A 14754-nucleotide genomic window follows, 5' to 3' on the forward strand; every position below is an offset into this window, starting at 1 on the left:
GCCCGCCGCGCAGGCGTTCCCTGGAAAACGAAAGACCTGCCGCATCACGCAGCAGGTCTTTTTCGCTGTTATTCCTCGTCCAGTTTGAGCACCGCCATAAACGCTTCGGTAGGAATTTGGACCGTGCCCAAACTCCGCATTTTCTTTTTGCCCTCTTTCTGCTTTTCCAGCAGCTTTTTCTTCCGGGTGATATCGCCGCCGTAGCACTTGGCCAGCACGTCCTTCCGCATGGCCTTGACGGTCTCCCGGGCGATGATCTTGCCGCCGATGGCGGCCTGTACCGGCACCTCGAACAGCTGGCGGGGGATATTTTCCTTCAGCTTCTCGCACAGCCGCCGGGCCCGGGGATAGGCCTTGTCCTTGTGGGCGATGAAGGAGAGTGCGTCCACCTGGTCGCCGTTGAGGAGCATATCCACCTTCACCAGCTCGGAGGGCTCGTACCGGTCCATCTCGTAGTCCAGAGAGGCGTACCCCTTGGTACGGGCCTTCAGAGTGTCGAAGAAGTCGTAAATGATCTCACCCAGAGGCATGGAGTAATGCAGCTCCACCAGGTTGGTGTCCAGGTACTGCATATCCTTGTACTCCCCCCGCCGCTCCTGGCATATGGGCATGATGTTGCCCACATAGTCGGGGGGCGTGACGATGGACACCTTGGCGTAAGGCTCCTCCGCCAGCTGGATCACCGCCGGGTCAGGGTAGTTGTGGGGGTTATCCACCATAACCACGCTGCCGTCGGTCTTGGTGATGCGGTAGATGACGGAGGGCAGGGTGGTAATGAGGTCCAGGTCAAACTCCCGCTCCAGCCGCTCCTGGATGATCTCCATATGGAGCATCCCCAGAAAGCCGCACCGGAACCCGAAGCCCAGGGCGGCGGAGGACTCCGGCTCAAAGGACAGAGAGGCGTCGTTGAGCTGGAGCTTTTCCAGGGCGTCCCGCAGGTCGGGGTACTTGGAGCCGTCCTCGGTGTAGATGCCGCAGTACACCATGGCCCGGGCGGGGCGGTAGCCGGGCAGAGGCTCAGCGGCGGGCTTGTCCGCCCCGGTGATGGTGTCGCCCACCTGGGTGTCCTTCACGTTCTTGATGGAGGCGGTAAAGTAGCCCACCTCCCCGGCGATGAGCTCCTTGCAGCTCTCCATGCCCAGGGGCAGCAGATGGCCGCACTCCAGCACCTGATAGGTGGCGCCGGAGGCCATCAGCTTCACGCTCATGCCGGTTTTGATGGTGCCCTCCATCACCCGGAAGTAGACGATGACCCCCCGGTAGGCGTCGTACTGGCTGTCGAAGATCAGGGCCTTCAGGGGGGCCGACGGGTCCCCCTTGGGGGCCGGGACATGCTGCACGATATCCTCCAGCACGGCGGGGATGTTGATGCCCACCTTGGCGGAGATCTCGGGGGCGTCCTGGGCGGGAATGCCGATGATGTTCTCAATCTCGTCCTTCACCCGCTGGGGGTCGGCGGCAGGCAGGTCGATCTTGTTCACCACCGGAAGGATCTCCAGGTCGTGCTCCATGGCCAAAAAGGTGTTGGCCAGAGTCTGGGCCTCGATGCCCTGGGCGGCGTCCACCACCAGGATGGCCCCCTCGCAGGCGGCCAGGGACCGGGACACCTCGTAGTTGAAGTCCACGTGGCCCGGGGTGTCGATGAGGTTGAGCTCGTAGATTTCCCCGTCCTCGGCCTGATAGTTCAGCTTCACCGCCCGGGCCTTGATGGTGATGCCCCGCTCCCGCTCCAGGTCCATGTTGTCCAGCAGCTGGGACTCCATCTCCCGAGCGGTGACGGCGTTGCACAGCTCGATGAGCCGGTCGGACAGGGTGGATTTGCCGTGGTCAATGTGGGCGATAATGGAAAAGTTGCGGATTTTGGATTGATCGGTCATAGACAAAAAACCTCCGTGGTGTAACTGGCGTCAGTTTTTCTCGGCGCGGGCCGCTTTGCGGCAGTTCACCCGCTCCCCGGTGGTGTGGATGATCTGCAGCAGGGACTGGTACAGTCCGGGATAGCTCTCCCGCAGGGCGTCGTTGTTCATGGGCGGGAAGTTCCCCTTCTCCTTCACGTGGCAGGCCAGGGCGTCCACATACTCCGCCTCGGTGCAGATCATGTCGGCAAAGGGGATGCCCGCCATAAACTGCCGGGCGGGCACGGAGAAAAAGTCCTCGTTCTGGGTGCCGTCCGCCCGGTACAGGTGGCGGAACAGCTTGTAGATGGCGGTGCCCAGGTAGTCGGCGGCGGCGTTGATGGCCTCCTTTTTCCCGGTCTTGCCCAGCAGGTCAAAGAGCACGCCGATGGAGTTCACCAACAGCTTCTTGTTCAGGGTGGCCAGGATGGAGCCATGGAGCACGTTGTCCTTTTCGGAGGAGTAGTCGTACAGCTCCTCGGCGGCGATGGTGGTGCCGTCCCGGCTCAGGGTGCGGCCCAGCAGAAAGTCGGCCGACACGTTGTAGTAGTTGCAGGCCTTGACCACAAAGGCCAGGCCCGGCTCCCGGATGCCATTTTCATAGTGAGAGAGCAGCGCCTGGCTGATACCCAGCTCCTTGGCGGCCGCTCTCTGCGAGATGCCCTTCTCCTGCCGCAGCAGGGACAGGCAGCGAGGAAAATCAGAACTCATAACACACCTCATACAAAAACAATAGGTATAGTATATATGCTTAAATACAAAAAGTAAAGGTGATTTTTTCACAATCTTCTGTCTTTTCATCATTGTAGTTTGTAGACTGATGGGTGTATAATATTGTTATCGCTCCAAGAGGGCAAAAAATGACACGTGATTTTGACAGGAAGGATGATACCAATGGCTATCCACATGTTCCAGCAGCTCATTGACTCCCTGAAAAAGAGTCCCAAGAAGATTGTCTTTACCGAGGGCACCGACCCCCGGATCCTGGAGGCCAGCGCCCGCCTGCTGGCCGGTACCTGGCTGAGCCCCATTCTCATCGGCAATGAGGATGAGATAAAGGCGGCCGCCGAGGAGGCCTGCTTCAACATCCGGGGCGCCGTGATCATTGATCCGGTGAACTACCCCGACATGGAAAACATGGTGCAGGCCATGGTGGAGCTGCGCCGCGGCAAGATGACCCCCGACGAGTGCCGGGCCGCCCTGAAGCACGGCAACTACTTCGGCACCATGCTGGTGAAGATGGGCGTGGCCGACTGCCTGCTGGGCGGCGCCACCTACTCCACCGCCGACACCGTCCGTCCCGCCCTGCAGCTCATCAAGACCAAGCCGGGCAACAAGATCGTGTCCTCCTGCTTCATCCTGGTACGGGAGGGCGTGGGCGCCAACACCGTGCTGGCCATGGGCGACTGCGCCATCAACATTGACCCCACCGAGGATGATCTGGTAGAGATCACCACCGAGGTGGCGCACTGCGCCCGCCTGTTCGGCATTGAGCCCAAGGTGGCTATGCTGTCCTACTCCACCAAGGGCTCCGGCCACGGCGAGACGGTGGACAAAATGCGCCACGCTTACGAGAAGGTCATGGCCACTCATCCCGACTTTGACGTGGACGGCGAGCTCCAGTTTGACGCCGCCGTCTCCCCCAAGGTGGCCGAGACCAAATGCAAGGACTCCAAGGTTGCCGGTCAGGCCAATACCTTTATTTTCCCCAACATCAACGCCGGCAACATCGGCTACAAGATCGCCCAGCGTCTGGGCGGCTTCGACGCCTATGGCCCCGTTCTGCTGGGCCTGAACGCCCCCATCAACGACCTGTCCCGCGGCTGCAACGCCCAGGAGGTCTACTCCATGGCCATCATCACCGCGGCTCTGGCCTAAGCAATGTCTCAGAAACTGGAGCATCCTTCCCGGTTGCTCCAGTTTTTTATGGCCATGGAGTAGACCTCCGGCCCCGCTTCAGCGGGGCACGGCGCCACGCGCCGTCAAGTGTTTTGCGCCCCGAGGCGCAAAACCTTGATGCCGGGGCAATTCACTTGCCCCGGCAGAGTTCAATTTCTGGGGCCCCCGCAGGCGAAAGGCCTGTGGGGAACTACTCCATGGCCATCATTACCGCCGCCCTGGCGTAAAAATCACAGACTGACAACAAAACTGTTACAAAATCGGAGCGCCCCCAACGGGCGCTCCGATTTTGCCTGCCGGGGTAAAAAGAACTACAAGACAGGGTGTTTGCTCGGCCCTTTTCCCGTAAAAAAGCCAAAATCCGTATTTTTTACATCTTGCCCTTGACTTTTGCGGGGAAAGCGTGTATGATACGGTTTGTAACAATTTGTAACCATTCTTACTGAACTGTTACAAAGCAGCCTGTGGGCTGTCACCATATGATACACTTTGACAGAATGGGAGGGTATCCCCCACATGGAATCTATCCTTCATCTGCCCCAATGGGACGGGGCGGGCGTTCGGGCCAAGCTGGAGCAGTTCCGGCAGCGGTACCGCCTCCAGGAGAAAATGGAGCTGGTGCAGCAGCGGATGGAGCGCATCCAGCACAAGCTGGACGCGGCCACCGCGGGCGAGCGGCGGCTCATCAACCCGCTGCACTTCTTCGCTGTCGCCTCGGTGCTGGGCGTGGCCGCCGTTGTGGCCGCCGTGTACACCCCGGCCTACGTGGTGGAGCAGAACGGCGTGGTGCTGGGCACGGTGTCCAATCCCCAGGTATTTGAGGATGTGATGGACCGGGTGGAGGCCCGGGCCAGCGAGATTCTGGGCTATGATTACACCCTGGAGGGAGAGGTCAATTACGATTTCGCCCTCACCGAGCCGGAGAACCTCACCTCCGCCGCCTACCTGGAGACCTACCTCTTCGACCAGATCGGCGCGGTGATGAAAAACTACGTGCTGACGGTGGACGGCCAGTTTATCGGCGCCGCTCAGGACCGTGCCGTGCTGGACGGCGTGCTGGAGCAGGTCAAGTCGGACTACGTCACCGAGAACACGGTGTCCTCCGAGTTCACCGGCACGGTGTCCATCTCCCATGAGTACACCCCCTCCGACGTGAATCAGGATCCGGAGGCCATGCTGGCCGCCCTGACCGCCAACACCAACGGCCAGACGGTGTACGAGGTGCAGAAGGGCGACACCTTCATGCAGATCGCCCTGGACAATGGCATGACGGTGTCCGAGATGGAGGCCCTCAACCCTGATGTGGACATCAACCGCATCTATATCGGCCAGCTGCTCAACGTGAAAGAGGAGATCCCCTTCCTGTCGGTCAAGACGGTGGAGAACGTGACCTACACCGAGTCTATCGCCTGCCCGGTGGTGGAGGTGGAGGACGACACCATGTTCCAGGGCGAGTCCAAGGTTCTGGATGAAGGCGTGCCCGGCGAACAGGTGGTCAACGCCAACGTGGCCTACCTCAACGGCGTGGAGCAGGAGCGCACGGTGCTCTCCACCCAGGTGACCCGGGAGGCTACCGAAAAGGTCATCGCCGTGGGCACCAAGGTGCGGCCCAGCTGGTACCCCACCGGCAGCTATATCTGGCCGGTGTACGGCACCGTCACCTCCTCCTTCGGCTACCGCTCCATCTTCGGCTCCTACAGCTACCACAGCGGTCTGGACATCGCCACCTCCTACGGCACCACCATCAAGGCCTCCGACGGCGGCACGGTGGTATTCGCCGGCACCGGCACCGGCAGCTACTGGAGCTATGGCAACTACGTGGTGATTGATCACGGCAACGGCGTGCGCACCATCTACGCCCACTGCTCCAGCGTGCTGGTCTCCACCGGCGACCACGTCTACCAGGGGCAGGCCATCGCCCGGGTGGGTTCCACCGGTCGGTCCACCGGCAACCACTGCCACTTTGAGATGCAGATCAACGGCACCGCGGTAAATCCCCGGTCCTACCTCAGCTGAACTGAATGACAAAAACGCGGGAGCGACAGATGTCGCTCCCGCGTTTTTTGCTGTGGGCTCAGCCCCGGCGGGCCAGGATCCGGTCCAGCAGGGCGTGGGCGGCCTCCTCCTTGCTCATAAGGGGCAGCTCCACCATATCATCCGGGCTGATGAGGGTGAGCAGGTTGGTGGCCACCCCAAAGCCCGCCCCCGGCTCCTTCAGGTTGTTGGCGGCGATCAGGTCCAGGCGCTTCTTTTCCAGCTTTTTGCGGGAGTTTTCCACCATGTCCCGGGTCTCCATGGAAAAGCCGCACAAAAACTGTCCGGAGACCTTGTGCTCCCCCAGCCAGGCCAGAATATCCCGGGTGCGGGCCAGAGGGAGGGACAGGTCGGCGTCCGTGCCGCTTTTCTTGATCTTGTCCTCCGCCTGGGCGGCGGGGCGGTAGTCGGCCACGGCGGCGGCCTTGATGATGATGTCCTGCTCCGGCGCCCGGCTGGTGACAGCCTCAAACATGTCCTGGGCGGACAGAATATCCACCGTCTCCACACACACCGGCCGGCTCAGGCTGGTGGGGCCGGTCACCAGAGTGACCGACGCCCCCCGGCTGGCGGCGGCTTTGGCGATGGCGTAGCCCATCTTGCCGGTGGAGTGGTTGGTCAGATAGCGCACCGGGTCCAGAGCCTCCTGGGTGGGCCCGGCGGTGACCAGCACCCGCAGCCCCGTCATGTCCTTCTCATGGCCCACGGCGTACTCCACATAGGCCAGCAGCTCCTCCGGCTCTGTCATCTTCCCCTTCCCCACCGCGCCGCAGGCCAGCCGTCCGCTGGCGGGCTCGATGAGCTGCCAGCCGTATTTGCGCAGAAGATCCAGGTTGTCCTGGGTCACCGGGTTTTCGTACATCCTGGTGTTCATGGCCGGGGCGGCCAGCTTGGGACAGTCGCAGGCCAGCGCGGTGGTGGTCAGCATGTCGTCGGCCAGGCCGTGGGCCAGCTTGGCCAGCACGTTGGCGGTGGCGGGAGCCACCAGCACCACGTCGGCCTGATCAGCCAGGGCGATGTGCTCCACCTGGAACTGATAGTTGCGGTCAAAGGTGTCCACGCTCACCCGGTTGCCCGTCAGAGACTCAAAGGTGTGGGGGCCGATAAACTCGGTGGCGTTGCGGGTCATAAGCACCTGCACGTTGGCCCCCTGCTTCACCAGGGCGGAGGCCAGAGAGGCGGATTTATAGCAGGCAATGCCGCCGGTGACGCACAGCAGCACGGTCTTTCCCTTCAGCATAACGCACGCTCCTTTGTCTGTGGTGAGCCCAATTATAGCAGACCCCTCCCCCATTTTCCACATTGGGATTGCATTTTGTGGACAAATTGCGTATAATGGCTTCGGCCCCAAGGGACGGCGGGCCGCTGTACTCCCAGCGAGACGGCAGACCCATTCCCCGCTCCCCCAGGCCCATTTATTTTGCGCTGTATCCCGCATATCCAGGGAACGGCAGCAGGAGGTAATTGCATATGAAAACCGCCCAAACCCGCGCTCAGCGCACCAAGCAGGTGCAGAGCCTGGCCATTCTGGCCATGTTCACCGCCATCATTTTCCTGCTCACCTTCACGCCGCTGGGCCTCATCGACCTGCCGGTGATCAAGGCCACCGTGCTCCACGTGCCGGTGATCATCGGCTCCATTCTGCTGGGTCCCAGGAAGGGCGCGTTTCTTGGAGGCATGTTCGGCCTGTCCAGCCTGATCAAAAATACGCTGGTCCCCGGTCTGTCCTCCTTTGTTTTTTCTCCCCTGATCCCCGTCCCCGGCCTGGACCGGGGCAGCCTCTGGGCCCTGTTTATCTGCTTTGTGCCCCGGATCCTGGTGGGCGTCTCCCCCTGGCTGGTGTACGCCCTGTTCAAGCACCTGCCCGGTAAGCGCAACGCCGGGGTGCAGACCGTCTCCCTGGTGCTGGCCGCCATCGTGGGGGCCCTCACCAACACCGTCCTGGTGATGGGCTCCATCGGCGTTATCTTTACCGAGGCCTATGCCGCCGCCCAGGGCATCCCCGCCGACGCCATCACCGGCTTCATCCTGGGCATCGTGGCCGCCAACGGCATCCCCGAGGCCATTGTGGCCGCCGTGGTTACCCCCGCCGTGTGCGTGCCCCTGATCCACGCCCTCAAGCTGGAGAAAGCCCCCGCCGCCACGGTGAGGCAGCCCGCCTGACATGCTGCTCACCGTTGACATCGGCAACACCACCGTGGCCGTGGCCGCCTTCTCGGGGGAGCGGCTGACCTTTCTCCGCCGCCTGCCCTCCGACACCGCCCTGGACGGCCCCGGCTGGCAAAGGGCTCTGGAGGAGCTGCTGGCGGGCACGGGGCCGGTCCGTGGGTGCGCGCTGGCCTCGGTGGTGCCCGACCTGACCCCAAAGGTGGCCCACGCCATCACCGCCGTGACAGGCGTTCCGGTGCTGACGGTGGACAAACACACCCCCACCGGCCTGCCTCTGGGGGACTACGACGCCAAAAACCTGGGCATGGACCGGGTGGTGGACTGCGTGGCCGCCCTGAGCCGGTACGCCCCGCCCCTGGCGGTGTTCGACATGGGCACCGCCACCACCCTGTCGGTGGTGGGGGCGGAGGGGAGCTTCCTGGGAGGCATGATCCTCCCCGGCCTGTCCCTGTCCCTCAACGCCCTCAGCGCCAGGGCCGCCCAGCTGCCCCCCATCACCCTCTCCCCGCCGGAGGGGCTCATCGGCACCGACACCGAGCGCTGTATGCGCTACGGGGCCCTGTACGGGGCCGCCGGGGCCATCGAGGGCATTGTGGCCCGGCTGGAGGACCAGTTGGGACCACTGACGGTGGTGCTCACCGGGGGCAACAGCGCCTATGTGCGCCCCCTCCTCCGCTGCCCCACCGCCTGGGAGCCCAACCTCACCTTCCTGGGCCTGCGAGAGCTGTGGCTGCGGCAGTACGGATGACAAAAACCGCCTTTGGCTGAACGCCAAAGGCGGTTTTTCAGCTTTTCCACGTCCGGCTCTGCCGGAGGGCCTTCACCTTTTTCTTCCGGTACCACACGCAGTTGAACACGTTGCCCAGGATCAGGATGTTGCCGCACAGGTAGAGCCACACCAGCAGGATGATCACCGAGGCCAAAGACCCGTACACCAGGGAGTACCGGGAGGACAGGCCGATGAACCAGGAGAACAGGGCGGAGGCCGCCACCAGGGCCGCCGCCGCCAGGAAGGCGCCGGTGAGGACGGGGGGCCGGGGCTTTCCCCTGGGGGCGGCCATGCGGTAGACCACCAGCACAAAGAAAAACATCATCAGAAACAGGAGCAGAAACCGGAACCACTGCCACTCCCAGGGGAGCACGGCCTGCTCCAGGTGGAAGAAGTCCTCCACCAGCCGGAACAGCCAGTCCCCGGTGAGGAGCACCACAAAGGACAGGTAGACGGTGAGGAGAAAGAGCACCGAAAACACCAGGCTGGCGGCGATACGCCACACCCCCCGGTAGCCCTTCCGGCCATACAGCTCCTCCATAATGTTCATCAGCGCCCGGAAGGCGGCGGAGGCGGAAAACAGGGTCATGCCCGCCCCGGCGATGAGCAGGGCGGTGGACTGATTGCTGGTGATATAGCCCACATAGTCCCCCAGGATCCCCAGGGTCTCCCTGGGAAAGAAGGGGGCGGCGGCATCCAGCACCTCCTGGATGTTCAGGTCCAGCAGGCCCACAAAGGCGTTGATGCAGATGAGCACCGGGAAAAAGGTGAGCACCAGGAAGTAGGCCAGCTCGGCCGCCGACCGGGACACCCGTTTGGCAAAGTAGATGCGCACCATCTCCCGCACGAAGCGCACCGCCCCGCTGTTCCACAGCCGCTGCATAGACCACCCTCCTTCCGTTCTCCAGCATACCCCGTTTTCCCCGCGAAAAAACAAAAAGACCGTCTGCAAAACGCAGACGGTCTTACGTTGCCTTGACTCAGGCCAGCTTGTTCAGCTTGATGGTCATGGCGCTCTTCTTATGCGCGGCGTTGTTCTTGTGCAGCAGGCCACGAACCACAGCCTTGTCAACCGCCTTGACGGCCACCTTGTAAGCGCCCTCGGCCTCGCTGCGGTTGCCTTCGACCACCGCGGCCTCGAACTTCTTGATGTCGGTCTTCAGCGCGGACTTAGCGGCCTTGTTCTGCATGGCCTTGGTCTTATTCACCAGGACACGCTTCTTGGCAGACTTAATATTCGGCAAACCAAACACCTCCTCCGATGACGATATCATTATTTACACAGTTTGCCCGTGCAGATTCTTATTTTAACAGCCAACGCCGAAAATTGCAACTGTTTTTTTCAACTTTTTTTGTTTTTTTTGCATAGGAGGGGCCCATCCGCAAAAAATAGTTCCGTCAACAAAAACACGCACCATATCTTGGGGTAGGAAAGGAGGAGGCGCTATGGATCAGCGTCGCACGGACCTGGCGGTGGAGGCCGCCCAGCTCTGGCGGGAGCGGGGCGGCGTAGGGGCCCTGCCCGGGGTGGAGAGCCGGGAGAGCAAACGGGAGGGCTACCCGGTAACCACGGTAAAGATCCTGGACTGCCGGGGGGAGCAGGCCCTGGGCAAGCCGGCGGGCACCTATGTCACCCTCACGCTGGAGGGGCTGGCCCGGCGGGAGAACGACGCCTTCGGCCGGGCGGCCCGGGCGGTGGCGGCGGAGCTCACCCCCCTGCTCAAGCTGTCCAAGGGGTCCCCGGTGCTGGTGGTGGGCCTGGGCAACCGCTCCATCACCCCTGACGACATCGGCCCAAAGGCCGCCGACCACACCATGGTAACCCGCCATCTGGTGGAGCAGGTGCCGGAACACTTCGGCTCCTTCCGGCCGGTGGCCGCCCTGGCCGCCGGGGTGCTGGGCACCACCGGGGTGGAGAGCGGCGAGCTGGTGCGGGCGGTGGCGGAGAAGGTGCGCCCGGCCTGCGTCATCGTGGTGGACGCCCTGGCCTCCCGCAGCCTGAGCCGGGTGTGTACCACCGTCCAGCTGGCCGACACCGGCATCGTCCCCGGCTCCGGGGTGGGCAACGCCCGCTTTGCCCTCAACGCCCAGACCCTGGGGGTGCCGGTGATCGCCGTGGGGGTGCCCACGGTGGTGGATGCCGCCACCCTGGCCGCCGACGTGCTGGCCCAGGCCGGCCGGGCGGATCTGGACCCCGACGCCCTCCGGGGGGCGGGGGACGGACTGCTGGTCACCCCCCGGGACATCGACGCCCGGGTGGCCGACCTGGCCAAGGTCATCGGCTACGGCATCAACCTGGCCCTCCAGCCCGGGCTGAGCATCGCCGATATCGACCTGTTTCTGTCCTGAGTTTTCCACATTCCGCCTTGACGTGGCGGATAAAAGATGATAAAATGGCCCACGATAAGGCTGTGAACGGGAGAAGTACCCCCTGTTTTCCGCATCAGAGAGGAGCCGGACGGTGCAAGGCTCCGGCGGAGCGGGAGGGAAGGCGCCTGTGAGCCGCGGGGAGGAAATGCCCCGCCGGTACCCGCCGTTACCGGGAAGGGAGTGCGTACCAGCCAGGTACGAATTCAGGTGGAACCACGGACAATTTGTTCGCCCTGAGCCGAAAACCGGCTCAGGGCGTTTTTTTCGCCTTGGGCCAGACAAAAGGAGTATGCAGCATGAAAAACACCGACAAGACCATGGAGCAGATCGTCACCCTGTGCAAGGGCCGGGGCTTTATCTTCTCCGGCAGCGAGATCTACGGCGGCCTGGCCAACACCTGGGACTACGGCCCCCTGGGCGTGGAGCTGAAGAACAACGTGAAGAAGGCCTGGTGGAAGAAGTTCGTCCAGGAGAACCCCTACAACGTGGGCCTGGACGCCGCCATTCTGATGAATCCCCAGACCTGGGTGGCCTCCGGCCATCTGGGGGGCTTCTCCGACCCGCTGATGGACTGCAAGGAGTGCAAGGAGCGCTTCCGGGCCGACAAGCTCATTGAGGACTGGTGCGCCGAGAGCGGCGTGGAGCTGTCCAAGCCCATCGACGCCTTCTCCCAGGAGGAGATGAAGGCCTTCATCGAGGAGAAGAACATCCCCTGCCCCACCTGCGGCAAGCACAACTTTACCGACATCCGGCAGTTCAACCTGATGTTCAAGACCTTCCAGGGGGTCACCGAGGACGCCAAGAACACCGTGTATCTGCGGCCCGAGACCGCCCAGGGCATTTTTGTCAACTTCCAGAACGTCCAGCGCACCACCCGCAAGAAGCTGCCCTTCGGCGTGTGCCAGATCGGCAAGAGCTTCCGCAACGAGATCACCCCCGGCAACTTCACCTTCCGCACCCGGGAGTTTGAGCAGATGGAGCTGGAGTTCTTCTGCAAGCCGGGTACCGACCTGGAGTGGTTCCAGTACTGGCGTGGCTTCTGCAAGCAGTGGCTGCTGGACCTGGGCATGAAGGAGGAGCACCTGCGGCTGCGGGACCACAGCCCCGAGGAGCTGTGCTTCTACTCCAAGGGCACCACCGACTTCGAGTTCCTCTTCCCCTTCGGCTGGGGCGAGCTGTGGGGCGTGGCCGACCGCACCGACTACGACCTGACCCAGCACCAGGAGACCTCCGGCAAGGACATGACCTACTTCGACCAGGAGACCGGCGAGCACTATATCCCCTACGTGGTGGAGCCCTCCCTGGGCGCCGACCGGGTCACCCTGGCCTTCCTGGTGGACGCCTTCGACCAGGAGGTGGTGGGCCAGGACAAGAAGGGCAACGACGATATCCGCACCGTCATGCGCTTCCACCCCGCCCTGGCCCCCTTCAAGTGCGCCGTGCTGCCCCTGAGCAAGAAGGAGGTCCTCTCCGGCCCCGCCCAGCAGCTGCGGGATGAGCTGGCCCGTGAGTTCATGGTGGACTACGACGACGCCGGCTCCATCGGCAAGCGCTACCGCCGCCAGGACGAGATCGGCACTCCCTTCTGCATCACCCTGGACTTCCAGACCGTGGGCGACGAGAACACCCCCGCCGACGGCTGCGTCACCATCCGGGAGCGGGACACCATGGAGCAGGTGCGCATCCCCATGGACCAGGTGAAGGCCTATATCGCCGAGCGCATCAAGTTCTAAAACCAGCAAGAGCCCCGGCCGTCGGCCGGGGCTCTTGTCGCAGCGTTACTCCTGCCCGATAAATTCGATGGTGTACTCCGACAGGTCGTACACGTTGGCAAAGAAGCCCTGCAGAATGAGCTCCCCGTTTTTCCGGGCCTCCTCCAGCAGGCCGTTGGCCACCGCCTGCTCCTGGGCGTCGGCCACCATGGCCTTGATGGCCTCGTTGTTGTCCTGCAGGGAGATCTGCATGAAAATGCTCTCGGCCTCGTGGTAGAGCTGGAAGGAGTCCAGATCCAGCTGGCTGCTGAGGATCTTCACCTCGGGCAGGGTGACCGTGATGGTCTTGCCCTCCACCTTCCATTTTACCTCCCGAAAGTCAAAGCCCGCCTTGATCACCACGTCGTAGCTGTAGATGTACTTGCTCTGGGTGAAGGGAATGGTGATGCCGTAAAACTCCCGGGCGGCCTCGGTGACGTTGACCTCGGTGCAGTAGGCCGCCTGGGTGGCCAGCTCGCCGATATTCTCAAAGCCCAGGTTGGTGATCTTGTTCCGGGAGCCCATGTACTGGCCCAGCCCCAGGCTGCCCCCGCACAGGACCGCCACAATCAAAATGAGGATCAGCGTCCTGGGCCGCAGCAGCAGCCCCGCCAGCTTCCAGCCAAATCCTCTCTGTCTTGTTCCTTCCTCACGCATCAGCGGCTCCTCCGTTTTTTCCCCATTATACCATATCCCCTGCAAATTCGACAATATCCCCTGCTGTGGGGAGCCACTTTTCAACATTGGAGGCGTATCCTGTGGAAAACACCCCCCTCTATACCGCCCTGCGGCGGTTCGCCGCCCAAAATCCCCTGCGGATGCACATGCCCGGCCACAAGGGCAAGCCCCTCCCCGCCCCCGAGCTGGCGGGGCTGGCGTCCATCGACTTCACCGAGCTGCCCCCTACCGGCAACCTGTTTGACGGCGGCGGGGCCATCGGGGAGGCGGAGGAGCTGTGGGCCAAGGTCTTTCAGATGGACAGCTGCCTCTTTCTCACCGGCGGCTCCACCCAGGGGGTGCTGGCCGCCCTCACCCTGGCCTGCCCGCCGGGGTCAGGCCTGCTGCTGGACCGGGGGTGCCACCGCTCCGCCTTCCACGCCATGGCCCTGCTGGATCTGAAGCCGGTGTACCTCCCCCGGCCCTGGCTGGCGGAGGGAGCGGTCACCGGCCCCATCTCCCCCGATGAGGTGGAAAAACAGCTGCTTGCCCATCCGGAGATCAAAGCGGTCTGTATTACCTCACCAACTTATTACGGCGTGTTGTCGGATATTCCCGCTCTGGCGGCGGTGATCCACCGCCACGGCGGGGTTCTGGTGGTGGACGGGGCCCACGGGGCCCATCTGCCCTTCCTGGGGCTGGACCACTACTCCGCCGCCGACCTGGCGGTGGTGTCCGCCCACAAAACCCTCCCCGCCCCGGGGCAGTCCGCCCTGCTGCTGGCGGGGGGGCGGTTCTCCCAGGCCGACTTGCGGCGAGCGGGGGCCATCTACGGCTCCTCCAGCCCCTCCTACCCCATGATGGCGGCGCTGGACCTCTGCCGGGCGCATATGCTGGAGGAGGGGGCGGCGGCCTACCAAAAGACAGCGGAGGAGGTGGCCGCCCTGCGGCGGGACTTCCCCGCCCTGACGGCTCGCCACGCTCCCCTGGATCCCACCCGGCTCACCCTCCTCTCCCCCCGCGGCTTTGATACCCAGGAGAGGCTGGAGGGGCTGGGGGTGTGGCCCGAGATGGCCGACGGGGGCCACGTGGTGCTCATCCCCACCTGCGCCGACGGTGCGGAGGACTTTGCCCGGCTGCGGCAGGCCCTGGAGCAGGTGGAGCTGGGCCCCTGCCCCGCCTTTCCGCCCCCGCCGCCGCTGCCGGAGGG

Annotated in this window: 13 protein-coding genes and 1 other annotated feature; of the genes, 7 read left to right on the forward strand and 6 right to left on the reverse strand. The window is 63.4% G+C overall.

The annotated features are described in order from the left end of the window. Positions 1 to 68 precede the first annotated feature (68 nt). Together lepA and B5F88_RS01785 are read right to left on the reverse strand one after the other, a co-directional pair. On the reverse strand, positions 69 to 1877 hold the full coding sequence (gene lepA, locus B5F88_RS01780; protein WP_087341279.1) for a translation elongation factor 4: 1809 nt from the start codon (positions 1875 to 1877) through the stop codon (positions 69 to 71). 30 nt (positions 1878 to 1907) lie between these two features. Next, positions 1908 to 2606, reverse strand: coding sequence for a helix-turn-helix transcriptional regulator (locus B5F88_RS01785; protein ID WP_087341280.1), 699 nt, complete (start codon positions 2604 to 2606; stop codon positions 1908 to 1910). A 183-nt stretch (positions 2607 to 2789) separates the two neighbouring features. On the opposite strand from B5F88_RS01785, the gene pta reads away from it, so the two are divergent. Together pta and B5F88_RS01795 are read left to right on the forward strand one after the other, a co-directional pair. After that, positions 2790 to 3773 (forward strand): phosphate acetyltransferase, encoded by a 984-nt coding sequence (gene pta, locus B5F88_RS01790; RefSeq protein ID WP_087341281.1) that lies wholly within the window; start codon positions 2790 to 2792, stop codon positions 3771 to 3773. A gap of 537 nt (positions 3774 to 4310) precedes the next feature. Continuing rightward, positions 4311 to 5810 (forward strand): M23 family metallopeptidase, encoded by a 1500-nt coding sequence (locus B5F88_RS01795; protein ID WP_087341282.1) that lies wholly within the window; start codon positions 4311 to 4313, stop codon positions 5808 to 5810. A gap of 58 nt (positions 5811 to 5868) precedes the next feature. Here B5F88_RS01795 and coaBC read toward each other — a convergent pair whose 3' ends face one another. After that, positions 5869 to 7068, reverse strand: a complete 1200-nt coding sequence (coaBC, locus tag B5F88_RS01800; protein WP_087341283.1) for a bifunctional phosphopantothenoylcysteine decarboxylase/phosphopantothenate--cysteine ligase CoaBC — start codon at positions 7066 to 7068, stop codon at positions 5869 to 5871. Positions 7069 to 7298: 230 nt separating this feature from the next. Here coaBC and B5F88_RS01805 point away from each other — a divergent pair, with 230 nt between their 5' ends. Both B5F88_RS01805 and B5F88_RS01810 read left to right on the forward strand, forming a co-directional pair. After that, complete coding sequence (locus B5F88_RS01805; protein WP_087341284.1) at positions 7299 to 7991, forward strand: ECF transporter S component; 693 nt, start codon at positions 7299 to 7301, stop codon at positions 7989 to 7991. 1 nt (position 7992) lies between these two features. After that, positions 7993 to 8745 (forward strand): type III pantothenate kinase, encoded by a 753-nt coding sequence (locus tag B5F88_RS01810; RefSeq protein ID WP_087341285.1) that lies wholly within the window; start codon positions 7993 to 7995, stop codon positions 8743 to 8745. A gap of 37 nt (positions 8746 to 8782) precedes the next feature. Here the strand turns inward: B5F88_RS01810 and B5F88_RS01815 are convergent, their stop codons facing one another. Beyond that, positions 8783 to 9649, reverse strand: coding sequence for a YihY/virulence factor BrkB family protein (locus B5F88_RS01815; protein WP_087341286.1), 867 nt, complete (start codon positions 9647 to 9649; stop codon positions 8783 to 8785). 97 nt (positions 9650 to 9746) lie between these two features. Continuing rightward, a complete protein-coding gene (rpsT, locus tag B5F88_RS01820) occupies positions 9747 to 10010 on the reverse strand; it encodes a 30S ribosomal protein S20 (RefSeq protein ID WP_204246184.1) in 264 nt (87 codons plus the stop codon). Between the two features lie 202 nt (positions 10011 to 10212). Between rpsT and gpr the strand changes: the two genes are divergently transcribed. Together gpr and B5F88_RS01830 are read left to right on the forward strand one after the other, a co-directional pair. Beyond that, complete coding sequence (gpr, locus tag B5F88_RS01825) at positions 10213 to 11115, forward strand: GPR endopeptidase (protein ID WP_087341288.1); 903 nt, start codon at positions 10213 to 10215, stop codon at positions 11113 to 11115. Positions 11116 to 11168: 53 nt separating this feature from the next. Continuing rightward, positions 11169 to 11375 (forward strand) — a binding site (T-box leader). 57 nt (positions 11376 to 11432) lie between these two features. After that, positions 11433 to 12869 carry a glycine--tRNA ligase gene (locus tag B5F88_RS01830; RefSeq protein ID WP_087341289.1) on the forward strand — a complete coding sequence of 479 codons (1437 nt, stop codon included), beginning with the start codon at positions 11433 to 11435 and terminating at the stop codon, positions 12867 to 12869. A gap of 45 nt (positions 12870 to 12914) precedes the next feature. On the opposite strand, the gene B5F88_RS01835 is transcribed toward B5F88_RS01830, so the two are convergent. Then, positions 12915 to 13544, reverse strand: a complete 630-nt coding sequence (locus B5F88_RS01835) for a DUF4230 domain-containing protein (protein ID WP_087341290.1) — start codon at positions 13542 to 13544, stop codon at positions 12915 to 12917. A 101-nt stretch (positions 13545 to 13645) separates the two neighbouring features. Between B5F88_RS01835 and B5F88_RS01840 the strand changes: the two genes are divergently transcribed. Continuing rightward, the coding region (locus B5F88_RS01840) for an aminotransferase class V-fold PLP-dependent enzyme (protein WP_087341291.1) at positions 13646 to 14754 on the forward strand (1109 nt) is incomplete at its 3' end.

Origin of the sequence: Flavonifractor sp. An306, from assembly GCF_002159455.1 — a bacterium.
Classification (GTDB): Bacteria; Bacillota; Clostridia; order Oscillospirales; family Oscillospiraceae; genus Flavonifractor.